Source organism: Serratia sp. K1WW1 (assembly GCF_055790865.1).
In genome coordinates this window covers 5,445,428-5,468,127 of the sequence record NZ_CM147697.1, presented here as the reverse complement: position 1 = coordinate 5,468,127, position 22,700 = coordinate 5,445,428, and the positions used below count along the sequence as shown (strand labels likewise).

Genomic DNA, 22,700 nt, shown 5'->3' with positions numbered 1-22,700 from the left:
CCTGCGTGTCCCTAATGAGACAGGGACATAGAGCGTCCCCATTACGTCAGGTAACCTGTACGTCGCCAGTAGTCAAGGTAGCGCCCCAACAGGCTAGCCTCCATAACTGAAAAAGAGAGTGGGTGCTGGCTTTTCATTTGCCCGTCCTGCGCATTTTGTGCGTCATAAGTTGGCATGTTTTCATACACTTGCCAGCGCGTGAGCTCCCCATATACGGCCTCAGACAACATGGGCACGAGCGGCATTAGCGGATTACTGGCAAGATTTTCATCATTTTCCAGGCGAGAAATCCACTCTGGATAACTGACCGGTTGCAGGTTAAAACCATTGAGGTTTATCAGCTCAAAAAATGAATCGAGATCGGTGGACTGGGTGCTGTCAGGTGGCACCAGATGAAAGGCCTTGCCAAAATTATTTTCACCCAAAGCGAGATTAAGCAAGGCCCGGCTGACATAATCGACGGGAATAAATTCTTTACGCTGATTGGGTAACTGCGGATAAGCTCCAACTTGAATGCACCCTTTGATCAAACGCGCAATGAAATCTTTAGGATTACCCGCCCCGCTAGCGCTGTCCCCCATAATAAAGCCGGGGCGATAGACAGCCAGTGGGATCCCTCTGTCTCTGGCCTGCCATATAATTCGTTCCACGACCCACTGGCTTTGCGAGTAGCCCGAGTCATATTTCAGCCCTGCCAGATAAGGAAGAATATCGTCATTTTCATAAACACGCGTACGAGGCGACAGTAATCCTGCTGGGCCAAAGATGGCAATGGTGGAAACATAATGAAGAGGCTTGGCTTTCTCACTGACGGCAAAACGCAAAATATTTTCGGTGGCGGTAATATTCCCCGAATAGTGGGCGGAATAGGGCTGGATGTAATTAACATGTGCAGCCAGATGGAAAATGATGTCACATTCTCTCGCCATCTGTTCGTACAGCGGCCCGTCAAGTGCCAGCAAGGGTTTTGCCAAATCGCTGGCAAAGGCTTCTAGACGAGGATAAAAATCGTCCTGCCACAAACCATACTGCTGCAGGTTGGTCTGCACCCGCAGCAAAGCATGTTGATTATCACTTGCACGAACCAAACAAATGACACGGCGAACATCAGGTTTCATTAACAGATCGCGCAATAAAAAGGCGCCAAGAAAACCTGTCGCACCGGTCAGCAAGACATTTCCTGCCTGTGGGGCAACCGCGATTTCTGCCGGTGATGATGAAGGCAATGGCCAGATGTCATCGGGCAGCTTGCCATCATTAAGCAGCGCTGCCGTAATATCTTCCTGCTTCTGATCGCTGCGTTCAAGTAACTTAATCAGGCTTTGCGGCGTCGGCGCATCATACAGATTCTGGACCGAGAGACGCTGACCTGTTTGCCGCCCGATCTCCACAATCAGTCTGGCGGCCTGAAGGGAATTACCTCCAGACTGAAAGAAATCATCGTCTATGGTGACAGTCGGATCGTCAAGCACTCGTCGCCAGGTCTCTAGAACCATCATTTCAGGATCAACATCTCCTACGATGAGTGGAGATGAAAGTGGCTGAATGGAGGATCTGGCAAAATCAGCGAGGAGCTTTGCCCGATCAATTTTTCCGTTAAACGTGAGCGGCAGACTTTCGGCCAATGACAAGCGGGGGCGCATATATTCGGGTAATTTTTTTGCCAACCAGGCTTTCACCTCTGCCAGAACGCTATCGCCGGGCTGGTTCGGTACCACAAAAGCGACCAGGTATGGCTCTGTATTATCCTTTCTGATCACACAAACCGCTGCGGCATGCAGTAACTGACTTTCCAGTAGTTGCGCTTCAATCTCTTCGGTCTCGATCCGATGACCACGTATTTTAATCTGATTATCCGTTCGGCCAGCAAACATGAAAGCACCATCATCCCGTTGCCAACCAGAATCCCCGGTATCGTACAAACGTATTGGCTGATTATCATTAAAAACGTCGATCGTGATGAAACGCTCACGGTTTAATTCCGGCCGCTGCCAGTAACCCCGCGCCAATCCTTCTCCGCTAATGTAAATCCGGCCCATTTTGCCAGCCGGAACTCGTTGAAATTTGTCATTGAGAATAAATGCTTGTGTCTGATCGATAGGTTTGCCAAGCGGGATATTGTCCGCCATAACATCCAGATGGCTGAGCACATGTGTCAACGTCAATGTCGTGCCCTCAGTCGGACCATAAGCATTAATAAAACGTTGTGGCCCTCCTGCGTCCAACACCTGACGCAGGAAAAAAGGGTTCAGAGCTTCGCCACCGACCACTAAATAGCGCAAGGCATGAAAAGCGTGAGGACGGATGCTGGCCACAAGATGGAACAGAGCCGTAGTCAAAAACATGACATCAATCGAAAAATGCTCGATCGCTTCTTCCAGCTCATAGGGGTCAACAATCGTCTTTTTAGCAAGAATGACCAGGGTGGCTCCATTTAGCAGGGCTGCCCATATCTCAAACAGGGATGCATCAAATGTCGGATTAGAACTGCTACTGATTCTGTCGGTTTGTCGTAACTGAATAAAGTGCGGATTGGCCGTCATACGGATAATCCCCTTTGCTTCAATTTCAACGGCTTTAGGGCGACCCGTTGTTCCGGAAGTGAAAAGTATATGGCTACGGTGTGTGTTCCCCGTAGCGCTGGCGACTGAACCTGTAATGTCAGAAGGCTGTAAAAGTGCCGGTTCAAGAACAATAACGGGTGAGTAAAGCGCACGACACCGATAGGCTTCGTTGGAGATAGTAAGGGGGGCGTGGACATCTTCGAGCATAAAATTGATTCTGTCATCCGGCATCGCCGGGTCCAGTGGGACACAACTTCCACCGGCACCCATTATCGCCAGTTGGCAGATTATCTGCTCAATACCTGGTTCCATCAGTATGCCCACAGGCATTTCTTCACAAACCCCTTTTTGCCGAAGATACCCAGCTAAAGCCTGTGCTTGTTGAGCGAGTTCATGATAAGTAATGACGTTTTGCGACGTGATAATTGCGGGGTGATCTGGATAGGCAGACACATTCTTGTTGAAAATACCTATCAAGCCCTCACGGGAAAAATGATGCTCATTCTCGCCAAAACCAGTTGAATCAACCATGACTACCTACGCCTAAAGGGTAAAGAGAAATTAAAGTATGGTTGAGAGGCTCACTAGCGTTTTTTGTTTTGCTCAATTGACCGTGTGCTTTATGTTTCCAAATGTAAAGATCGCGATAACCTTCAGAATCTGCTCCCTTAATACCGGCGAAGATTTCTGACATCCTGAGGCTTTGGTCGGGTTTTTTATCGGAAAAGTGACGGCTTCTGGCGCTTTATGCAGATGATGAACCTAGGAGCGCTGAATTTGATGATATTTTTGCAGACCGTATCTATTAAGCGTGTAAACTGATAGTTCATCAGCTGTCGCTCAAGACGTTGACCAGGCACCAGTGGCCGGTGGCAACGGATGCTTAAGAGATGGCAACGCTTTCTGATAAGCTTTTGCGTAATTCTCAACATCATATGGGGAACAAGATGCGGATTAAAGCCTTACTGGGTCTATCGGCAGCGCTGCTGCTGGCAGGGTGCAGCAGCACCAATGAACTGACCGCCGCAGGTCAACAGGTCAAATTTACCGACACCAAGCCCGCAGCAGAATGCCAGTTGGTAGGCGAAGTCACCGGCACTCAGAGCAACTGGCTGTCGGGGAGCGGTGGTGAAGGCAGCTCCATGCGCGGCGCGGCTAACGATCTGCGCAACAAGGCAGCAGCAATGGGCGGCAATGTGATTTACGGTGCGACTAGCCCAAGCCAGAACCTGCTTTCAAGTTTTGCACCGCTGGACAGCAAAATGATCGGCCAGGTGTATAAGTGCCCATAACGCTGGCATAAGCACCCGTATAAAACAAAAGAGGAATGTCTAGGCATTCCTCTTTTTGCATTCATATGCGTGCGGCATGTTATTAAACGGGCGCAGTGTGCAGCGCCCCTACGAGCTTTGCGTCAGGCGCAGATCCAACGGCGTTTTGCTGGGTTCGCCGCCGACTTCACGGGTCAGGCGGGGTACCAGGTAGCCGGAAACCTTGCTCAGCAAACTTTTCACGATCGCACGAGCCTCGTCGTCGCTGACCATAAAGTGGGCCGCGCCCTGCACCTTATCCAACACGTGGAGGTAGTAAGGCAGGATCCCCGCATCAAACAGGGCGTTACTCAGCGCTGCCAGCGTATCCGCGTTATCATTGATCCCTCGTAGCAGCACGCTTTGGTTCAGCAGCGTCACTCCCGCGCTACGCAATTGTGCCATACTGGCGCGCAGTGGTGGGTCAATCTCGTTGGCATGATTGATATGGGTGACCATCAGCACCTGCAGGCGCGATGCTGAGAAGCGTTGGCAAAGCGTGGCGGTGATGCGGGCAGGGATCACCACCGGCAAGCGGGTATGAATACGCAGGCGTTTGAGGTGTGGGATGGCCTCCAGTTCCCCGATCAGCCAATCCAGTTCATGGTCTTTGGCCATCAGCGGATCGCCCCCGGAGAAAATAATTTCATCCAGTTCCGGGTGTTGACGGATATACTCCAACGCTTGAAGCCAGTTTGCCTTGTTGCCCTGGTTCTCCTGATAGGGGAAATGACGGCGGAAACAGTAGCGGCAGTTAACCGCACAGCCGCCTTTTACCAACAGCAGGGCGCGGTTGCGATACTTGTGCAGCAACCCCGGCACCACGCTGCGCTGTTCATCCAGCGGATCGGTCGTGAAGCCTGGGGCATCGATGAATTCTGCGCTGGCGGTGAGTACCTGGCGCAGCAGCGGGTCATTGGCATCACCGGGTTGCATACGCGCGGCAAAGGCTCGCGGCACGCGTAGCGCAAACAGGCGGCGTGCATCGCGCCCCTGTGGCAGTTCCGGGTGCGTATTTAGTGACAGAAGCTGCAGTAATTCATCGGGGTCGGTAATAACATCGGCGAGTTGATGCAACCAATCTTCTCTATGCGCCGTGTTTTGGGTTATAATGTGTGCCATTTTTTTGGCTAAGCTACCAGTTTAAATTTTCAGAGGGCCATCATGGCGACTTATTCTAGCAACGATTTCCGTCCGGGTCTTAAAATCATGTTCGAAGGCGAACCTTACGCTGTCGAATCCAGCGAGTTCGTCAAACCAGGTAAAGGCCAGGCTTTTGCGCGTGTAAAAATGCGTCGCCTGCTGACCGGCACCCGCGTTGAGAAAACCTTTAAGTCTACCGACTCTTGCGAAGGCGCGGACGTGGTAGATACCAACATGAACTACCTGTACAACGACGGTGAGTTCTACCACTTCATGCACCCTGAGACTTTTGAACAGCATCAGGTTGAAGAGAAAACCGTTTCTGACGTAGCGAAATGGCTGCAGGACAATGCGGAATGTATCGTCACCCTGTGGGATGGCCGTCCTATCGCTGTTCTGCCACCGAACTTTATCGAAGCAGAAATCACTGATACCGATCCAGGCCTGAAAGGCGACACCGCAGGTACCGGCGGCAAGCCAGCTACCCTGAGCACCGGCGCCGTAGTTAAAGTGCCATTGTTCGTGCAGATTGGCGAAGTGATCAAGGTTGACACCCGCTCTGGCGAATACGTCTCCCGCGTTAAATAAGTTTCAACACAGAGGAACCCCCGTGGTTCCTCTGTGTTATCCCTTCCCGTCACACGTTGGCAGATCCGCATGATGAAGAAAACGCTGTTGGCCGTGGTCTCTCTGTTGTTGCTGATGTCTCTCAGCGGTTGTAATACCTTCCGTGGTTTTGGTGAGGACGTTCAACACCTTGGCGGCGCGATTTCCCGCAGTGCCAGCTGATACCGATTAGCGCCATTAATCGGATAATGCAGAAAAATCCGTTTATTCCGGCAACCCTCCTGATTTTTACTACGCTTAGAGAGCTACACTTTTTCACTAATAACGAATAAGGGTAATCTTATGCTGAAGAAAACTATTTTCGCCATTTTTTCCTTGTTGATCCTGTCATCGCTGGTGGGCTGTAATACTACCGAAGGCGTGGGCAAAGATGTTGAAGCTGGTGGTCAGGCGATCCAGCGTAGCGCACAGTAAATTCCTTTGGGTTCAACGGTATTCCACGGCAGCGCATAATTTCCTTTACCGTGGAATGCCTATTTAATCTTCTTGTTTGCTATAATCCACGTCTTCAATCAGCCAAGTGGGACGACCCGCCTGCGCTTCTGTTGTCTGGGGACGACCCCACCCGTTCTGGAGCCAGTTTCATGGCATGGATCATTTTGCTTTTTGCGGGCCTGTTAGAGGTCGTCTGGGCTATTGGCCTGAAATATACCCACGGTTTTACCCGTTTGACCCCCAGTTTGATTACCGTCGCCGCGATGGTGGTGAGCATGGTATTGCTGGCACACGCCATGAAAACGCTGCCAGCGGGCACGGCTTACGCCGTGTGGACCGGAATTGGTGCGGTGGGCGCGGCGGTAATGGGCATGGTGCTGCTCGGTGAGTCGACCAACATCATGCGTATTCTCAGCCTGTGCCTGATCGTGGCCGGGATCCTGGGGCTAAAATTCAGCAGTCAATGAGTGGGCTGCTGATTGACCCAGATTAACGCTTCGGTATCAAAGCCGTAGCCCTTGGCAATCTGCACCAGTCTGTCGCGCGTGGCGGCGTCCAACGTCGGCGTGCGCGACAATATCCACAGATAGTCGCGGTTTGGGCCGCAAACCAGCGCATAGCGGTACTCCGGATCGAGTTCGATGACGTTATAGCCGCCATAGAAAGGGCCGAAGAATGAGACTTTCAGCGAGGCCGTTTGCGGCGAACCAATAAAGTACGCCTTGCCTTCGCTCTCCTGCCACTGCTGTTTTTTGCTGTCGAAACCCCGGTTAATCACCTTCAGACCGCCGTCTGTGCGCGGGCTGTAATTGGCCGTAACCTGCTCCAGGCCTCGTTCAAAGCGATGATCCAGACGCGCGATTTCATACCAGGTGCCCAGATAGCGTTTGCTATCGAAGTTATCTATGACCTTGACGTCCTTCGGGGGTGTCACGCTACAGGCAACGGAAGCGAGGGCGGATAAAATGACGCACAGCTTTGACCAAAAACGCATGAGTGACTCCTGTTTTTCAGTTACAGATAAACAGTGTAGTCGAAAGAGTGGGAGTAGCGGAATAGGCGGCCAACGGGAGTTGGCCGCCAGAGGTCTTACAGCGTGACGACCCCGATCAGGGTAACGACGCTCAGGATTGCAGCCAGGCCGTAGAACACCCATTTGCCTGCAGGCACGTGGATTTTCAGATCGTGCATGGCATGGTGGATACGGTGTAGCCCGCACCATAATGGCAAAATGATCATCAGCAGCAGGAACAGGCGGCCGATCCAGCTTTGGCAAAATGCTAAGACGCGTTCATAACCTAAAGCTTCGCCGGGGAACAGGCCGAGTGGCAACAGGATGCCGACCAGCAGCACGATAGCCGGAGCAACGATCGCTCCCCACATACCGCCAGCGCCAAATAATCCCCAGAAAACCGGCTCGTCAGAGCGCTTAGGTGATTGATTTATCATGTTTCCTCCGGATTACAGTAACGCTACGGCGAGAATGATCACGGTGACGACAATCGTCACTGCCCACAGCGCCTTAACGATTGGCTCCGGCCCCATTTTCTCGCTGTTGACGACGATATTGGCGGCTTTCGGTGCCAGATCGAACCAGGTTTTGGTATGCAGTGCGGCGGCCAGCAGGGCGATGATGTTAATCAGCAGCACCAGCGGGTTTTGCAGGAAGCCGACAAAACCGGCCCAGCTTTCAGGGCCACCCTTCAGGGCAAAGACGCCGTAGATCAGCACGATGCTGAACCACACCGCCAGCACTGAAGTGCCTTCACGCAGCATATAGAAACGGTAGAAACCCAGCTTTTGCCACCAGGTTGGCGTCATGGTACGCACATAGGGCTTACGTTGTGTTGTCATTGCTGTCTCCCCTCCCTTATTGCGGTTTCAGCATTGCGATCATGAAGTCTTTGGCACTCTCTACCTTGCCCTGCTGGATCGCAGCGGCCGGGTCGACGTGTTTCGGACAGACTTCAGAGCAGTAGCCAACAAACGTACAGGACCAGACACCGTTCTGGCCGTTAAGCAGCGGCATACGCTGTTTCTTGCCGTGGTCGCGGTTATCCAGGTTATAACGGTGCGCCAGCGTAATCGCTGCCGGGCCGATGAATTCCGGATTCAGGCCGAACTGTGGGCAAGCGGCATAGCACAGGCCACAGTTGATGCAGCCGGAGAACTGGTGATACTTCGCCATTTGCGCCGGGGTCTGCACGTTCGGGCCATCTTCCGGCTTGCGATCGTTGCCGATGATGTAAGGCTTGATCGCTTCCAGGCTCTCGATAAAGTGGGTCATATCCACCACCAGATCGCGCTCGATTGGGAAGTTGCCCAACGCCTCAACCTTCATGCCATCGGTATATTCACGCAGGAAGGTTTTACAGGCCAGCTTAGGCACGCGGTTGACCATCATGCCGCAAGAGCCACAGATGGCCATACGGCACGACCAGCGGTAGGACAGGTCTGGCGCCAGGTTATCTTTGATATAGCCCAGAGCGTCCAGCAGCGAAGTCTGCTCATCGTAAGGTACGCTGAAGGTCTCGAAATGCGGCTCGGCGTCGCGTTCCGGGTTATAGCGCATGACCTCGATTTTCAGGGTTTTCAGCTCAGCCATTCGCCTGCTCCTTATCCTTTCTCTCTTTGTCCTGCGCTTCGGCTGCGGCGCCATAAACACGCTTGGCCGGTGGCAGTTTGGTAATTTTCACGTCGCTGTACTCCAGGCGTGGTGCACCGTTCGGGTTATGGAACGCCAGCGTATGTTTCAGGAAGTTCACGTCGTCACGCTCGGTGCAACCTTCGTCGAGACGCTGGTGTGCGCCGCGCGATTCTTTACGGTTGAAGGCCGAGTGCGCCATACATTCGGCAACGTCCAGGCCATAGCCCAGCTCGATGGTGTACAGCAGATCGGTGTTGAACACGCTGGAGTTGTCGGTAATTTTGACGCGCTTGAAGCGCTCTTTCAGCTCCGCCAGCTTATCGATGGTTTTCTGCATCAGCTCCGGCGTACGGTAGATACCACAGCCTTCTTCCATCGACAGACCCATTTCATCGCGGATCTTCGACCAGTTCTCGCTACCTTCCTGCTTCATCAGGTTGCTGAGGCGGGTTTCCACGTCGCGGCCTTGTGCTTCCAAAGCGCTGCCGTTGGCCGGGCCACTTTCCAGCGCGCGGCGGGCTGCGTGTTCACCTGCCACACGCCCAAACACCACCAGCTCAGCCAGCGAGTTGGAACCCAGGCGGTTCGCGCCGTGCAGGCCAACCGAGGAGCATTCGCCGACGGCGAACAGGCCTTTGATGCGGGTTTCACAGTTTTGATCGGTTTCGATACCGCCCATGGTGTAGTGCGCGGTTGGGCGGACAGGGATGGGATCCTTAACGGGATCGACACCCACGTAGGCTTTCGACAGTTCACAGATGAACGGCAGACGCTCCAGCAGTTTCTTCTCGCCCAGGTGGCGCAGATCCAGATAGACCACGTCGCCGCGCGGGGTGGCGATGGTGCGGCCAGCACGCCATTCGTGCCAGAAAGCCTGCGATACTTTGTCGCGCGGGCCCAGCTCCATATATTTGTTTCTTGGCTCGCCCAGCGGGGTTTCCGGGCCCATACCGTAGTCTTGCAGGTAACGGTAGCCGTCTTTGTTAACCAGAATACCGCCTTCACCGCGGCAGCCTTCGGTCATCAGGATGCCTGAACCTGGCAGGCCGGTTGGGTGATATTGCACAAACTCCATGTCGCGCAGTGGCACGCCGTGGTGGAATGCCATCCCCATACCGTCGCCGGTGACGATGCCGCCGTTGGTGTTATAGCGATAAACACGGCCTGCACCGCCGGTGGCCATGATGACGGCGTTGGCACGGATCTGCACGCGGGTACCTTCCATCATGTTCATGGCAACTACGCCGCGCGCCTGGCCATCATCTACCAGCACGTCCAACACGAAGTGCTCATCGAAACGTTGGATTTGCGGATACTTCAGCGAAGTCTGGAACAGGGTGTGTAGCATGTGGAAGCCGGTTTTATCGGCGGCAAACCAGGTACGTTCAATCTTCATGCCACCAAAGCGGCGCACGTTGACCGAACCATCTGGCTTACGGCTCCACGGGCAACCCCATTGCTCCAACTGGGCCATTTCACGTGGGCAGCTGTGAACAAAGTGATCGACCACGTCCTGCTCACACAGCCAGTCGCCACCGGCTACGGTGTCCTGGAAGTGATAGTCGTAGCTGTCGTGATCCTGAGTGACTGCGGCGGAGCCCCCTTCGGCGGCTACCGTGTGGCTACGCATTGGATATACTTTAGATATCAGCGCGATTTTCAGTTGGGGGTTGGCTTCCGCGGCGGCTATAGCGGCCCGTAAACCAGCTCCCCCGGCACCAATGATGGCTAGGTCGGCGTTAAAGGTTTGCACTGCACTCCTCCAATGTTCTCGTTAAAACGACAATTTAATTAATCTATGCTTAATATTTATAAAGGTGCTTCGGGTGCTAAGCTAAATTCAGTGACTTTTAAAACTAAACACTAAGGATAGATAACTGCTACCGAATATAGGGTTATCACTATACCTAAAGTTAAGTAGTAGAAATTTGATGTGATCGATTGTTTTGCCTTTTAACCGTTACGCAAGAGGCATTCCTGCAAAAATAAGGTGTTGCCTCGCCTTTGTCTTTGATTCGCGCGATTGTCGGTGGTTTATATGGCTTATATGTTTTTTATGATTTTAATGTAGACCAGCGCGCACAATAGCCAAGAATTTGTTTGCTTGAGAGGATGCGAGTAGACTGCACCCCCTGTTTGATTTCGGAGTAATTACCATGAGCGAAACGGCAAGCTGGCAGCCAAGTGCACCCATCGCCAATTTGTTGAAGCGCGCAGCGATACTGGCTGAGATCCGGCGTTTCTTTGCCGATCGTGGCGTATTGGAGGTGGAGACCCCGGCGATGAGCCAGGCGACAGTCACCGACATCCACCTGGTCCCGTTCCAGACGCGTTTCGTCGGCCCGGGCGCGGCAGATGGCCTGACGCTGTACATGATGACCAGCCCGGAATACCACATGAAGCGCCTGCTGGCGGCAGGGAGCGGCCCGATCTATCAGCTGGGGCGCAGCTTCCGTAATGAAGAGGCTGGGCGGCATCACAACCCTGAATTCACCATGCTGGAATGGTATCGCCCGCACTATGATATGTACCGCCTGATGAACGAGGTGGACGATCTGCTGCAACAGGTACTGGATTGCGACAGTGCCGAAACCCTGTCCTATCAGCAGGCGTTCCTGCGCCATCTGGATCTCGATCCGCTGTCGGCGGAGAAGGCACAGCTGCGTGAGGCTGCGGCCAAGCTCGATCTGAGTAACATTGCCGATACGGAAGAAGACCGCGATACCTTGCTGCAACTGCTGTTTACCGTAGGCGTCGAACCCCATATCGGCCGTGATAAACCGGCATTCGTTTACCACTTCCCGGCCTCACAGGCCTCGCTGGCAGAGATCAGCACCGAAGATCACCGTGTCGCAGAGCGGTTCGAGGTCTATTTCAAAGGTCTTGAGTTGGCGAATGGTTTCCGCGAGTTGACCGACGGCGATGAGCAGCGCCAGCGCTTTACGCAGGACAATCGTAAACGCGTAGCGCGTGGCTTGCCGGAGCACCCGATTGATAACAACCTGCTGGATGCCCTGAAGCATGGCATGCCGGAGTGTGCGGGCGTGGCATTGGGCGTCGATCGTTTGGTGATGTTGGCGTTGGGAGCCGAAAGCCTGAGCGAAGTGATCGCGTTTCCGGTCAGCCGGGCATAACGTTTTCGCCTCAATGAAAAAGGGTTCGGCTTGCCGAACCCTTTTTGCTTTTATAGCCCGCCCGACTCGCGGCGCGTGTTGCGCGGTGGGGTTGAAGGCGGCGTGCGGCCATTACTGGTCATGCGCGACAGCGTCTCGGTGCGAACCTGGAACGGTGGGTATGGCAGCGTGATGCCATGCTCACGGTAACCCGCCAGGATCAACTGGTGGATCTCATGGCGTAACGGCATACGGTGGCCCATTTCGGCGGCGTAGATGCGCAGTTCGAAGATCTGAATACCCTGTTGCAGATCGACCAGATAGGCTTCCGGTGTTGGGTTATCCAGCACCAGTGAGCAACGTTCGGCCGAGTTGATCAGGATCTTGGTCACCTCTTCCGTATTCGCTTCTGCCGGCGCCGGTACGGTCAGCACCACACGGGTCAGCGTGTCCGACAGCGACCAGTTGATAAACTGCTCGGTGATAAAGGCCTTGTTAGGCACGATAATCTCTTTGCGGTCCCAGTCTGAAATGGTGGTGGCGCGGGTATTGATCTTGGTAACCGTACCCGTCAGGTTACGGATCGTCACCGTATCGCCGATGCGGATCGGTTTTTCAAACAGAATGATCAGGCCTGAAATAAAGTTGGAGAAGATCTCCTGCATACCAAAGCCCAAGCCCACGCTGAGCGCGGTGACCACCCATTGCAGTTTCGACCATTCGATACCGATCCAGGAAAAGCTGAGGATCGCCCCGAACAGCAGCAACAGATACTTGGTGATAGTGGTAATGGCGTAGCCGGTGCCTGGCGTCAGATCCAGGTGCTGCAACACCGCCAACTCGAGCAACGCTGGCAGGTTACGCACCAGCTGCATGGTGACGATCAGCACCAGTATGGCGATCAGCAGTGCCCCCAAGGTGATCGGCTGAGCGATATCAATGCCATTCACCGTGGAGTTGACATCCCAGAGCTTGATATTTTCCAGGAAGCCGAAGGCCGAGTGGATCTCTGACCACAGGACGATCACCGAGACCAGTGCCACCATCGTCAGGATTGAACGCACCAACCTCAGCGACTGGGCGCTGATGGCATCCAGATCGATTTCCGTTTCATCTACCTCAATCGCACCTTCGATGCTGTTAGGGGTATGTGTGGATTCTTCTTCGCCTTTGGCACGCTGCGCCAGGATATCGGCACGGCGCTGCTTGGCACGGTCAAAGGCGATGCGGCGGCGTTGGATCAGCATCCAGCGGCGGATAATGTGGTAAATCACCAACAGCAGGAACCAGATGGCAACCGAGGTCTCCAGGCGTGCCAGCAGCTTCTGTGCGGTGGTCAGATAGCCGACGGTGGAAGCCAGCGCAGCAATCAGCGGTGCGGAAAGCAACAGCCCCCACAACGCGGTGTTAATCAGGTTTTCGCCGGAGCCTTTGTTATCCAGATACAGTGGAATACCGGCCCGCTTCAAGCTGTTGGTGACCAGAGCCAGCGCCAGACAGAGCAGAATGAAGCACAGGCGGCCAAGGGTGTTGGCGAATTCGCGATCGTTGAGATTGTCGAAGGTGATCAGCGCCATAATCAACGGCACGATCAGCCAGATCGACATCTGGTAATAACGCATGGCGCGGGAAACCTGTTTCACCGGCCAGCGGAAATGCACGATGAACAACCCCTGCGGATGGGCGAAGGCGGCGCTAATCATACAGATCCACAGCACTGGCAGCGTGGCGGTGACGCCCTCACCGATCGCGACGGCTACCGGATACGGCCAGGCATTCTGCAAGCCAAAGCCCAGCGCAGCCCACAATACCGGCAGCGGCAAGGCCACCAGGATTGACCAAAACACGGTACGCAGCGTCAGCAGGAATTCATCTTGCGTGACCTTGCCCACTCTGCTGCTGGCCCGCGCCAGGAATGCATGGTAATGCTTACGCGAACTGATGCTGAAAATCACCAATAGCACCGCACCAAACAGCGGGATCAAGGTTTCCCGGCTAGTGACCATCATCACGAAGGCGCCGCTGAGCTGCGTCAGGGTATCCAGTGACAGCACACGGGTCAGATCCTGTGCCACACTGAGCGGATACGACAGGGTGATGGGGCTGATGTCTGGCACCCAGAACAGGTAACGGTGCGCAGCATCCTGAATTTCGTTCAACGCATCAACCAACTGGGTGTTGGCCACCTTCAGCTTGGTCAGCTCAAGGATCTGGGTATCGCAACCGGAAAGCAGCGAATTCAATAGATCACGCTGGGTGCGTAGCTGGGCATCGACGATACGCTGCTGGGCGTTGGTCAGGGGGCTACCGTCGTCTTGTTTTAACTCTTTGGCTCGCTGCGGCAGGCTTTCCAGTTGGTTTTCAAAATTCAGGCGTTGAACGCGTAGATCGGCCATGGCGCTGTCCAACTGCCGGGGTTTTGGCATTTCTGGCAAGATGGCGACCTGGGCGCGCAGGGTTTCTCCCAGCGCAGTAGAGGCGCTCAACCATTGGGACTGCTCAATGATAGTGCTCAACGCCTGGCGTACCTGCAGTGTTTGAGCGGCGGCCGTGCGTTGTTGGGAAGAGATCAGATCCATCTGCTGAGCCTGATCGTTCAGTGCAGCAGAAAGTTCACGGTTGATTTGCAGCTGTTTGCGCAGGCTGGCGGGTAAATCGCCATTCTGTTCGGCCAATTGCTCGGTTTTTTCCAGCGCCCGTTCTGCTTCCCGCTGGCGTTGGCTGTTGAGGTTGTTACGCAGCGCCTGCAGCTGAATATCAATTTTTTTATGCCGCGTCTTGTAGACTTCGGCACGCATCCGCGCCAGTTCCTGGCGGTTATTGGCCGAGAGTTGAGCCAGATCCAGTTCATCCACTTTCGCTTTACGTGCCGCCGCTTCTGCCTGTAACAGAGCAAGCTGTGCCAGTGCCAACGGTGTGGTTTGGTTATTGCCCTGAGCCTGTAGGCGGCGCTGAACTTCCGTTAACGCGCGCCGGGCTTCGGTTTGTTGCTGTGGCAGTTGGCTGAGAGAGTCGCTGATCTCGCGTGTCCGGTCCTGCTCCTGTTGCAACAGGCGGGCCTGTTCCAGCAGTTGGCTGCTGGTTTGCAGAATTAGCTGTTCCAGATCGCTGGCGGGCAGGTTCTCACCGTTGGGCAGGATTTTGGCTTCTTCTATGGTGAGCTGGCGGCGCAGCTCCTGCGTCATCTTCGGGAAATCGTCGATCACCCGCTGATACTGTTGGGAATTGTTCTGCGACTCTTTGCGTTCGGTTAGCCAGTTGATGGCGCTTTGCAGCGCCTCAACCGTTTCCGCCTGATTAGGCGTGTTTTTATTGCCCTCGGCCAGCTTCAATTCTTGCCGTAACTGGGACTCGTTGGGGATCGCGGCGGCGAGAACCGGCTGGATCAGTAGCAGGCTGAGCAATAAAGCGATAATCAGGCGCACAGCATCAATTCCCTTCGAAGGTGGCTTCTGGCGCGGCTGCGGCTTCAGCAAAAGCCTGGCCCATCCGGGTTACGGTGCCGTTGTTCAGGTGTGGAGCGAACTGTACGCTGCCAGGTGTGAACAGGTTGATGACCGTGGAACCGAGTTTGAAGCGGCCCATCTCTTCACCTTTAACCAGTTGGATCGCGCCTTCCATGCCTTCGGCTGGATAGGTCCAGCGGCGGATGATGCCTTCGCGAGGTGGCGTTACGGTACCGGCCCAGACGGTTTCGATGCTGCCCACAATAGTCGCACCGACCAGGATTTGCACCATCGGCCCAAAGGCGGTATCGAATACGCAGATCACACGCTCATTGCGCGCAAACAGATTCGGCACGTTGGCGGCGGTCAGCGGATTGACCGAGAACAGATCGCCCGGCACGTAGATCATTTCGCGCAGTATGCCGTCACAAGGCATATGGACACGGTGATAGTCGCTTGGGGCCAGATAGGTCGTAGCGAACAGGCCGTTACGGAAAGGCTCCGCCAACAGATAGTTGCCGGCCAGCAGGGCTTCCAGCGTGTAATTATGGCCTTTGGCCTGGAAAATCTGATCGTCGCGGATCGCACCGAGCTGGCTGATGGCACCATCTGCTGGCAGTGCCAGCACGTGAGGCTCCGCTACGATCGGGCGTACGCCATCACGTAATGGACGAACGAAGAATTCATTGAACGTGGCATAGGAGGCTAAATCCGGGTTCTGTGCTTCCTGCATCTGCACGCGGTAATAGCGGGCAAACGCTTTTACCACCAGCTTCGTCAGCCAACCGGCCTTTTTATCTGCGCCCCAGCCCGCCAGGCGGGTTAACGCCAGCTTTGGCAGCCAATACTGTAATTTAATCTTGATGCTATCCAGCACATTAACCTCTTGAAAGGGGATATAAGGGCGAGGGTGGCGATTAGCGCAACCCCCGCACTGTGGATCAGTTATCTGCGTCCGGGAAGTTTTTGCGGGTTTTAACCTGCGCCATGCTTTCCAGAATACGGTGATAGTTGTCGAAACGCTCTTTGGCTATCGCGCCACTTTCCATCGCGGCGCGAATGGCGCAGCCCGGATCGGTGTCGTGGCGGCAGTCGCGGAATTTACAACCGCCCAAATAGTCGCGGAATTCAACATAGGCCTGGGTGACCTGCTCTGGCTCCAGGTGCCACAGGCCAAATTCACGCACGCCAGGGGAGTCGATAACATCACCGCCATGTTGGAAGTGATACAACCGTGCCGCCGTGGTGGTATGTTGCCCCAGGCCGGAGACGTCGGAAACCTGATTTACCAGAATTTGCTTTTCCGTCTGCGGCAGCAGGGCGTTCAACAGGCTGGATTTGCCCACGCCGGACTGCCCGGCAAAGATGCTGATACGGTCGACCAGCGCCTGTTCAAAGGCTTCCATCCCTTCGCGGGTCTGGCTGGACACTTCGAGAACGCGGTAGCCAATATGGCGATAGATGTCCATCATCCCGTCGACCACCTTACGCGCTTCGGCGTCCAGCAGGTCGATCTTGTTGAGTACGATCAGCGGCTCGACTTGCAGCGTTTCGCAGGCGACCAGGTAGCGATCGATCATATTGAGAGAAAGTTCGGGCAAAATGGCCGACACGATGACGATCTGATCGATATTGGCGGCGATAGGTTTAACGCCGTCGTAGAAATCAGGGCGGTTCAGCACCGAGGTGCGTTCATGCACCGCTTCTACGATGCCTTTGACCCCCGCATGAGTGCCTACGCCAGGGCGCCAGACCACGCGATCGCCGGTAACCAGCGAACGTAGGGTGCGACGAATGTTGCAGCGATGCTGGACGCCGTCTGCGGCTTCCACGTCGGCATGCATGCCAAAGCGGCTGATGACGATGCCGTCTTGCGGTTCGCCCAATTGGGAATCATCCAGCTCCGGCTTGTTGTCAGTGCGCTTCAGGCGACGCTGATGGTTGGCCTGTACGCGGCGTTCTTGACCTTTGGACAGTTTGTTCTTACTCACTGAGCCTCACTTGAATCGGCATTTATCGCTCGGGGCGAGCAAAAAGGCTATGATACACGCTATTTTATATTAAATAACCGTTGTTGACCGCCACGCACGCTGGCATTAGCCGCGGGTTTGCCCGTGGTTTGTTTATCTTTCGGCTTTTACGCAGGAAAAATCATGACAGGAAACGAAAACAACCTGATTTGGATCGATCTGGAGATGACCGGGTTGGACCCTGAACGCGATCGCATTATCGAGATCGCGACGTTGGTGACCGATGCCAATTTGAATATCCTTGCCGAAGGACCGGTGATCGCGGTGCATCAATCAGATGAGCAACTGGCGCGGATGGATGACTGGAATGTTCGCACGCATACCGGCAGCGGGCTGGTGGAGCGCGTTAAAGCCAGCCAGCATGACGATCGTGCCGCCGAACTGGCCACTATCGCTTTCCTGCAAGCGTGGGTGCCAGCAGGTAAATCACCTATCTGTGGCAACAGCGTTGGCCAGGATCGCCGTTTCCTGTTCCGCTATATGCCGCTGCTGGAGGCCTACTTCCATTATCGTTATCTGGATGTCAGCACCCTGAAAGAGTTGGCACGCCGCTGGAAACCGGAAATCCTGCCAGGCTTCAAGAAGCAGGGCACTCACCAGGCGTTGGATGATATCCGCGAATCCGTTGCGGAACTGGCGTACTACCGCGAGCATTTTATTCAGCTGTAATCGGGAGCAGGTTCATAGAAGGGGGCGGAGGATTAATCCACGCCCCCTTTTCTATTGCGGGGTTAATCATTTTTCCTATCGTTTGGCCGTAGCCACATATCCAGAAAGGCGCTTAACCAGGCAATACCCTCACGGTCATACCTTTGCCCGTTGAGTTGCTGTTCGGCCAGGGACTGTGCCCCTGGCTGGCTTAATTTATGTTCGGCAGCCCTACCCCAGCGTTGCATGGTCTGGTAGCTGACCTCAGGGTGGAATTGTACGCCATATGCCTGCCTGCCGTAACGTATGGCCTGATGACAAAATTGCTCACCGGTTGCCAGCAGCTCCATGCCTTCGACAGTGTCGAACCCCTCGCTATGCCATTGATAAACATGTGTCGGCCAAACGCCTAGCTTGCGACCTGGCCGGGTTGGGTAAATGGGCCAGTAACCAATCTCGACTCGTCCATCGTCCCTGGCCATCACCCGGCCCCCGAGATGACGAACCATCATCTGTGCGCCAAGGCAAATGCCTAGAAAAGGAACGTCTTCACGCAGGGGGACTCCTATCCATTCAATTTCGCGCTTGACCCAGTCTGTATTGTCATTTGCACTCATGGGGCCACCAAAGACGATCGCACCGCTGTGCTTGGCGAGCGTATCGGGTAACGGGTCATTGAGCGGTGGGCGGCGAATATCAAGGGAATAGCCCCGTTGCAGCAGCAACTGACCAACACGCCCGGGAGCGGATTGCTCCCGGTGTAAAACGATGAGTACCGGCAAAGGTGCCGGCTTAGCGATTGTTTTCATATCATTATCTTTTTGGGGAAACCTTACAGACGAATGCGCTGCCCACGTAAATCATCGTAGGGAACCATCACATGCTCGCGATAGGCTGGGCGGCTCTGTAACCGTTGATACCAATCCTCCACGGCAGGGAGCGTCGGGCGTTCGATATCCAACGAAAAATAGCGATACAAGGTGGCCCCGGTGGGAATATCAGCCAGGCCAAAACTGTCCCCGCTTAAAAAAGGTTGTCGGCTTAGTATCGTCTCCAGCACCTGGAAATGACGAGAACAGCGGGCCACCTTGTCATGGAGGGTTGGCCAGTCCCGTTCGGCCTCAGGGGTGCGGATCAGCCCCCAAAAAACCCCCATCATCAGATCCGGTTCCAAGGTGGTTTGGCACCAGTCCATCCAGCATTCCACATGGGCCCGTTTTAGCGGGTCATCAAGCCAAAAATGACTATCGGCAGCAAGGAAGCGCAGGATGGTGTGAGATTCCCAGACAACCTGCCGATCCAGGTCGATCACCGGGATATGGCGGGTTGGATTAATGACGGCAAACTCCTCAGTGTCACAATCGCCAAATTGCCCACCAAAAGGAATAAGGTGATATTGCAGGCCTAATTCGCCGATTAGCCACATCACTTTCTGCACATTAAATGAGTTTTTACGCCCCCAAACGCTTAGCATGGCAACTCCCTCTGTGAGCCAATGGATGCGGTGGTCAGCCGGGTGAAACCGTCGTTGAGATCCGCGATCAAATCTTCGGGATCTTCAAGCCCAATATGCAAACGAATGCCTGAACTCCCTGCGGTCCAGCGTGCCGCCGCGCTTGGTTTATCGAGTGCAAATGGGATTGCCAGGCTCTCGAAACCGCCCCAGGAATAACCAAGGCCAAACAGCCTGAGCCCGTTTAAGAAGGCGGCAATCGCCTGTGCCGGGAAAGGACGCAGTACTATTGAGAACAGGCCCGATGCACCTTTAAAGTCACGCTGCCAAATGGGGTGGCCTGGGCAGTCTTCCAGGGCCGGATACAGCACCGCCTGGACTTCTTCCCGCTGGGTTAACCAGCGTGCGATAGCCAGCGCGTTACGTTGATGCTCACGCATCCGAACTCCAAGCGTTCTTAAGCCACGCAGCGCCAGATAAATATCATCAGGGCCGACACATAGCCCCAGATCGCCGTGCAACTGCTTTAGTTTTGGCCATAGCCGTGCCGTTGCGGATACGGTACCGAGCATGGCATCGGAATGCCCCGCCAAGTATTTGGTGCCCGCTTGAATGGAGAGATCGACGCCGTGCTCATGGGGTTTGAAAAAGAATGGGGTGGCCCAGCTGTTATCCATGATGACGGTAATTCCACGCTTGTGCGCAATACGGGCAATAGCGGCAACGTCTTGTAGCTCAAAGGTGTTGGAGTTGGGGCTTTCAATGTAGATGGCACGGGTACGCCGAGTGATTAATGCTGCGATGCCGCTGCCTATGGTGGGCTGGTAGTAATAAGTCTTGATCTCCAGACGGCGTAGCAGGGTATCGCAGGCATGACGCACCGGTGCATAGCTACCCCGGGTCATTAACAGGTGGTCACCGGGTTTCAGGCAGGTGAGTAACGCCAGATTACAGGCCGTAAGCCCCGAGGGGCATAATACCACCCCTGCGCCCCCTTCCAGTTGGTGCAAGGCTTGTTCCAGGGCTTCAGAAGTGGGGGTGCCACGCCGCCCGTAAATATACGGCTGGGTTCGGTTGAGTAAATCCTGCACCGTTGGGCTCAATACGGTGGAACCGTGGTAGACCGGTGGGTTTACAAAGCCGTGGTACTCACTGGATTTACGCCCCGTATGAGTCAGCAAGGTGTTACAGCCTACGGTTAGGCATGAGGAGGGGACCTCGTCGCGTGAGTGATTTATGGCCATAACAGGTTACGCTCCCAACGTTGACCGTCACCGTCACGACGATATCGCAGGCGGGTAAAGTGGCGATTGCTATCGGCTTGCCAAAATTCGACGTCTCTGGGAGCCAGTGCAAACAGAACCCAGTGTGGAGAGATAAGGCCAGGTTCGGCGCTAAGCCGATACAGTTGCCCCTGTATGGCTGTCTCCAAGTCCCTTGGGGACTCGAGTATTTCACTTTGCCGTGCTGCCAGAATAGCGGCACGAGAGCGTTCCGGGCGGCGTGAAAAATCGGCAATGCTGGCTTCCGCAGACAGGGGGACGACAGGGCCACGCAGACGGATTTGTTGGGCTAACTCAGGCCAGTAACAGGTGAGTGCAGCATAGGGGTGATGATCGAGCTGTTGGCCTTTAGGGCTGCGCATGTTGATGGCGAAGTGCCAACCCTGCGTGGTGACATCCAGCAGCACGACGGTGCGCGCATCGGGCATGTTTTCACCATCGACGGTGGATAAGGTCATCACGTGGGGTTCCATCGCCTGCAAGGTAATGGCCTGATCCAGCCATTGTTCAAACAGTTCCTGGGGTGTGCCGGGAGCGGCTGCGGTATCGAACGGCGTGGGGGCATAACCGGAAAACACCTGCAACTGAACCAGCTTGGTTTTCATATCCATTAGCATGCTATTACTCCCTGTGAAATTGAGCGGCGAGTGTAAGAAGCCGCTGTGCGGCAAGATAGTCGGGCACTTCGGTGAGGAAGCCGTTCACCACGGCGGCGGCCACGCGCTTGCCATTTGCTGCCTGGCGTGCGGTTTCGAACGTGGAGATAATCAGCTTGGCCTGTGCAATTTCCTGAGCCGAAGGGGTTAACGTTTGATTCACCAGCCCCACAAATTGCTCATTAACAATGGCTTTGGCCCGATACCCCATGCTGCGAGACTGGCGCATATCGCGTTGTGCACCTTCGTTATCCGAATAGCTGTAGGGGCAATCAATCGGTGTAATGTCCATTGCCGTACATTCGACCAAAAAGCGCTGGCGTATGTAGCTTAATTCGCTGCCGGCCCGGGTTCTTTCCGCTCCGATATCGGCCACCATATCTTCGGTGCCAACCAGAATGGCGCGAATACGCGAACTTGCCTGTGCAATGGCGCAGGTATTGATGAGCCCGCGAGCGGATTCGATATTGGGGACCAATTCTGTCGAACCAGGCTCAATGTCGTAGCGTATTTCAAAGTGATGAACCGCCTTATCCAACTCTGCAACCTGCTGTGGCGTGGAAACCAAGGACATCATGATGATGTCTGGGCGTGCGGACATCACACTATCAAGGTCTTCTAGCCCCCCGTCATCAAGCGGGTTGATGCGTACCGACGTCAGTGAACCCGCGGCGTGCCAGATGGGCAGGATCTCTTTGGTCAAGTGCCTGGCTTGTGCTCTTAGTGCTGGGGGGGTAAACGTCTCCAGTTCCTGTATCAGGACATCAGCCCCACTCTCTGCCCCTTGTCGCAAGGCATCGCGATCGGCCCCAGCTAAAAATAGCCATGAACGACGTGGGTTTGACGGTGTTATGGGTGTGGATAGTGGCATCAACGATCCCCCTGTGGTAAAAGTTGTATCAAGCGATGAGTATTGGAACCGTTATAACGAGTCTTGGAAATTCATCACTCGTTGTTTCATGTCATCAGGTACCGGGACCGATTTATTAATCAGGTAATCAAAACAGACATGCGTAGAGGCACCTTGCGCAATCAGTGTCTTGTCGCCATGCTGGTTTTTATGGATTTCATAATGCATTTCAAAACTTTTGCTGCCGAAATTGATCACGCGGCAGCTGACCTCTAAATTATCGCCTAATATAGCCGGTGCAATATATTCACAAGAGGTTTTCACCATGATTTGCGGTAACTTTTCGCTGTAAGGGATCGCTAAAAGGGTGTGCATATATTTCACATAGGCATGCTGAATATATTCGTAATATACCGGACTGCTGACATGCCCCATTGAATCAGTGTCTCGGTATTTGACTTCCAGCGCAATGATGAAGGCTTGCTTTTCCATAAG

General features: G+C 54.5%; 23 protein-coding genes. 7 read left to right on the top strand and 16 right to left on the bottom strand.

Translation table 11 applies throughout. The features are described from left to right. Positions 1–41: 41 nt before the first annotated feature. Positions 42–3,095 carry an amino acid adenylation domain-containing protein gene (locus ACX9GU_RS24775; protein WP_473193226.1) on the bottom strand — a complete coding sequence of 1,018 codons (3,054 nt, stop codon included), beginning with the start codon at positions 3,093–3,095 and terminating at the stop codon, positions 42–44. A 416-nt stretch (positions 3,096–3,511) separates the two neighbouring features. Here ACX9GU_RS24775 and ACX9GU_RS24770 point away from each other — a divergent pair, with 416 nt between their 5' ends. After that, positions 3,512–3,856, top strand: a complete 345-nt coding sequence (locus tag ACX9GU_RS24770; RefSeq protein ID WP_024484770.1) for a DUF4156 domain-containing protein — start codon at positions 3,512–3,514, stop codon at positions 3,854–3,856. A gap of 108 nt (positions 3,857–3,964) precedes the next feature. Here the strand turns inward: ACX9GU_RS24770 and epmB are convergent, their stop codons facing one another. Then, entirely contained in the window at positions 3,965–4,996 is a 1,032-nt protein-coding gene (epmB, locus tag ACX9GU_RS24765; protein ID WP_473193225.1) for an EF-P beta-lysylation protein EpmB, read from the bottom strand. A 42-nt stretch (positions 4,997–5,038) separates the two neighbouring features. Between epmB and efp the strand changes: the two genes are divergently transcribed. From efp to sugE, 4 genes are all read left to right on the top strand, one after another. After that, on the top strand, positions 5,039–5,605 hold the full coding sequence (efp, locus tag ACX9GU_RS24760) for an elongation factor P (protein ID WP_024484772.1): 567 nt from the start codon (positions 5,039–5,041) through the stop codon (positions 5,603–5,605). 69 nt (positions 5,606–5,674) lie between these two features. Continuing rightward, positions 5,675–5,806: an entericidin A/B family lipoprotein gene (locus ACX9GU_RS24755; RefSeq protein WP_021807578.1), complete on the top strand. Its 132-nt coding sequence runs from the start codon at positions 5,675–5,677 to the stop codon at positions 5,804–5,806. Between the two features lie 120 nt (positions 5,807–5,926). Further along, positions 5,927–6,058, top strand: a complete 132-nt coding sequence (locus ACX9GU_RS24750) for an entericidin A/B family lipoprotein (RefSeq protein ID WP_021807577.1) — start codon at positions 5,927–5,929, stop codon at positions 6,056–6,058. Between the two features lie 170 nt (positions 6,059–6,228). Beyond that, positions 6,229–6,546: a quaternary ammonium compound efflux SMR transporter SugE gene (gene sugE / locus ACX9GU_RS24745; protein ID WP_021182101.1), complete on the top strand. Its 318-nt coding sequence runs from the start codon at positions 6,229–6,231 to the stop codon at positions 6,544–6,546. Here sugE and blc read toward each other — a convergent pair. The 5 genes from blc to frdA form a co-directional block, all read right to left on the bottom strand. Next, entirely contained in the window at positions 6,540–7,073 is a 534-nt protein-coding gene (blc, locus tag ACX9GU_RS24740) for an outer membrane lipoprotein Blc (protein WP_473193224.1), read from the bottom strand. The genes sugE and blc overlap by 7 nt on opposite strands. Before the next feature lie 95 nt (positions 7,074–7,168). Continuing rightward, positions 7,169–7,528, bottom strand: a complete 360-nt coding sequence (gene frdD, locus ACX9GU_RS24735; RefSeq protein ID WP_021182103.1) for a fumarate reductase subunit FrdD — start codon at positions 7,526–7,528, stop codon at positions 7,169–7,171. Between the two features lie 12 nt (positions 7,529–7,540). Beyond that, positions 7,541–7,933 (bottom strand): fumarate reductase subunit FrdC, encoded by a 393-nt coding sequence (frdC, locus tag ACX9GU_RS24730; RefSeq protein WP_021182104.1) that lies wholly within the window; start codon positions 7,931–7,933, stop codon positions 7,541–7,543. Between the two features lie 16 nt (positions 7,934–7,949). Continuing rightward, entirely contained in the window at positions 7,950–8,684 is a 735-nt protein-coding gene (locus tag ACX9GU_RS24725; RefSeq protein WP_021182105.1) for a succinate dehydrogenase/fumarate reductase iron-sulfur subunit, read from the bottom strand. Beyond that, positions 8,677–10,479 (bottom strand): fumarate reductase (quinol) flavoprotein subunit, encoded by a 1,803-nt coding sequence (gene frdA, locus ACX9GU_RS24720; RefSeq protein ID WP_024484775.1) that lies wholly within the window; start codon positions 10,477–10,479, stop codon positions 8,677–8,679. Before frdA ends, ACX9GU_RS24725 begins: the two co-directional genes overlap by 8 nt. Positions 10,480–10,882: 403 nt before the next feature. On the opposite strand from frdA, the gene epmA reads away from it, so the two are divergent. Further along, a complete protein-coding gene (gene epmA, locus ACX9GU_RS24715) occupies positions 10,883–11,860 on the top strand; it encodes an elongation factor P--(R)-beta-lysine ligase (protein ID WP_021807574.1) in 978 nt (325 codons plus the stop codon). Positions 11,861–11,910: 50 nt separating this feature from the next. Here the strand turns inward: epmA and mscM are convergent, their stop codons facing one another. The 3 genes from mscM to rsgA form a co-directional block, all read right to left on the bottom strand. Next, positions 11,911–15,264, bottom strand: a complete 3,354-nt coding sequence (gene mscM / locus ACX9GU_RS24710) for a miniconductance mechanosensitive channel MscM (RefSeq protein WP_473193223.1) — start codon at positions 15,262–15,264, stop codon at positions 11,911–11,913. 4 nt (positions 15,265–15,268) lie between these two features. Next, complete coding sequence (asd, locus tag ACX9GU_RS24705; protein WP_473193222.1) at positions 15,269–16,162, bottom strand: archaetidylserine decarboxylase; 894 nt, start codon at positions 16,160–16,162, stop codon at positions 15,269–15,271. Between the two features lie 64 nt (positions 16,163–16,226). Then, positions 16,227–17,276 carry a small ribosomal subunit biogenesis GTPase RsgA gene (gene rsgA / locus ACX9GU_RS24700; protein WP_115159446.1) on the bottom strand — a complete coding sequence of 350 codons (1,050 nt, stop codon included), beginning with the start codon at positions 17,274–17,276 and terminating at the stop codon, positions 16,227–16,229. 162 nt (positions 17,277–17,438) lie between these two features. On the opposite strand from rsgA, the gene orn reads away from it, so the two are divergent. Continuing rightward, the gene (orn, locus tag ACX9GU_RS24695) at positions 17,439–17,984 is read left to right on the top strand and encodes an oligoribonuclease (protein ID WP_065684074.1); all 546 of its coding nucleotides are present in this window, start codon (positions 17,439–17,441) and stop codon (positions 17,982–17,984) included. Between the two features lie 62 nt (positions 17,985–18,046). Here orn and ACX9GU_RS24690 read toward each other — a convergent pair whose 3' ends face one another. From ACX9GU_RS24690 to ACX9GU_RS24665, 6 genes are read right to left on the bottom strand one after another with little or no spacing between them, the layout of a single operon-like run. Further along, on the bottom strand, positions 18,047–18,772 hold the full coding sequence (locus tag ACX9GU_RS24690) for a glutamine amidotransferase (RefSeq protein ID WP_473193221.1): 726 nt from the start codon (positions 18,770–18,772) through the stop codon (positions 18,047–18,049). 23 nt (positions 18,773–18,795) lie between these two features. Further along, positions 18,796–19,437, bottom strand: coding sequence for a glutathione binding-like protein (locus ACX9GU_RS24685; protein ID WP_473193220.1), 642 nt, complete (start codon positions 19,435–19,437; stop codon positions 18,796–18,798). Beyond that, positions 19,431–20,660, bottom strand: coding sequence for a cystathionine beta-lyase (gene metC / locus ACX9GU_RS24680; RefSeq protein WP_473193219.1), 1,230 nt, complete (start codon positions 20,658–20,660; stop codon positions 19,431–19,433). Before metC ends, ACX9GU_RS24685 begins: the two co-directional genes overlap by 7 nt. After that, complete coding sequence (locus ACX9GU_RS24675) at positions 20,651–21,316, bottom strand: pyridoxine/pyridoxamine 5'-phosphate oxidase (RefSeq protein WP_473193218.1); 666 nt, start codon at positions 21,314–21,316, stop codon at positions 20,651–20,653. The genes metC and ACX9GU_RS24675 overlap by 10 nt, the downstream gene beginning before the upstream one ends. Before the next feature lie 4 nt (positions 21,317–21,320). Continuing rightward, positions 21,321–22,226, bottom strand: coding sequence for an HpcH/HpaI aldolase/citrate lyase family protein (locus ACX9GU_RS24670; protein WP_473193217.1), 906 nt, complete (start codon positions 22,224–22,226; stop codon positions 21,321–21,323). A 51-nt stretch (positions 22,227–22,277) separates the two neighbouring features. After that, positions 22,278–22,697 carry an acyl-CoA thioesterase gene (locus tag ACX9GU_RS24665; RefSeq protein ID WP_021807566.1) on the bottom strand — a complete coding sequence of 140 codons (420 nt, stop codon included), beginning with the start codon at positions 22,695–22,697 and terminating at the stop codon, positions 22,278–22,280. Between the last annotated feature and the right edge of the window lie 3 nt (positions 22,698–22,700).

Excerpts from the sequence above, each read along its gene's own strand:
- ACX9GU_RS24775 (WP_473193226.1), bottom strand. The coding sequence starts at position 3,095 with ATGGTTGATTCAACTGGTTTTGGCGAGAATGAGCATCATTTTTCCCGT.
- frdD (WP_021182103.1), bottom strand. The coding sequence starts at position 7,528 with ATGATAAATCAATCACCTAAGCGCTCTGACGAGCCGGTTTTCTGGGGA.
- metC (WP_473193219.1), bottom strand. The coding sequence starts at position 20,660 with ATGGCCATAAATCACTCACGCGACGAGGTCCCCTCCTCATGCCTAACC.
- ACX9GU_RS24685 (WP_473193220.1), bottom strand. The coding sequence starts at position 19,437 with ATGCTAAGCGTTTGGGGGCGTAAAAACTCATTTAATGTGCAGAAAGTG.
- ACX9GU_RS24770 (WP_024484770.1), top strand. The coding sequence starts at position 3,512 with ATGCGGATTAAAGCCTTACTGGGTCTATCGGCAGCGCTGCTGCTGGCA.
- ACX9GU_RS24690 (WP_473193221.1), bottom strand. The coding sequence starts at position 18,772 with ATGAAAACAATCGCTAAGCCGGCACCTTTGCCGGTACTCATCGTTTTA.
- ACX9GU_RS24665 (WP_021807566.1), bottom strand. The coding sequence starts at position 22,697 with ATGGAAAAGCAAGCCTTCATCATTGCGCTGGAAGTCAAATACCGAGAC.
- ACX9GU_RS24670 (WP_473193217.1), bottom strand. The coding sequence starts at position 22,226 with ATGCCACTATCCACACCCATAACACCGTCAAACCCACGTCGTTCATGG.
- sugE (WP_021182101.1), top strand. The coding sequence starts at position 6,229 with ATGGCATGGATCATTTTGCTTTTTGCGGGCCTGTTAGAGGTCGTCTGG.
- ACX9GU_RS24750 (WP_021807577.1), top strand. The coding sequence starts at position 5,927 with ATGCTGAAGAAAACTATTTTCGCCATTTTTTCCTTGTTGATCCTGTCA.
- efp (WP_024484772.1), top strand. The coding sequence starts at position 5,039 with ATGGCGACTTATTCTAGCAACGATTTCCGTCCGGGTCTTAAAATCATG.
- ACX9GU_RS24675 (WP_473193218.1), bottom strand. The coding sequence starts at position 21,316 with ATGCTAATGGATATGAAAACCAAGCTGGTTCAGTTGCAGGTGTTTTCC.
- epmA (WP_021807574.1), top strand. The coding sequence starts at position 10,883 with ATGAGCGAAACGGCAAGCTGGCAGCCAAGTGCACCCATCGCCAATTTG.
- frdC (WP_021182104.1), bottom strand. The coding sequence starts at position 7,933 with ATGACAACACAACGTAAGCCCTATGTGCGTACCATGACGCCAACCTGG.
- orn (WP_065684074.1), top strand. The coding sequence starts at position 17,439 with ATGACAGGAAACGAAAACAACCTGATTTGGATCGATCTGGAGATGACC.
- ACX9GU_RS24755 (WP_021807578.1), top strand. The coding sequence starts at position 5,675 with ATGATGAAGAAAACGCTGTTGGCCGTGGTCTCTCTGTTGTTGCTGATG.
- blc (WP_473193224.1), bottom strand. The coding sequence starts at position 7,073 with ATGCGTTTTTGGTCAAAGCTGTGCGTCATTTTATCCGCCCTCGCTTCC.
- epmB (WP_473193225.1), bottom strand. The coding sequence starts at position 4,996 with ATGGCACACATTATAACCCAAAACACGGCGCATAGAGAAGATTGGTTG.
- ACX9GU_RS24725 (WP_021182105.1), bottom strand. The coding sequence starts at position 8,684 with ATGGCTGAGCTGAAAACCCTGAAAATCGAGGTCATGCGCTATAACCCG.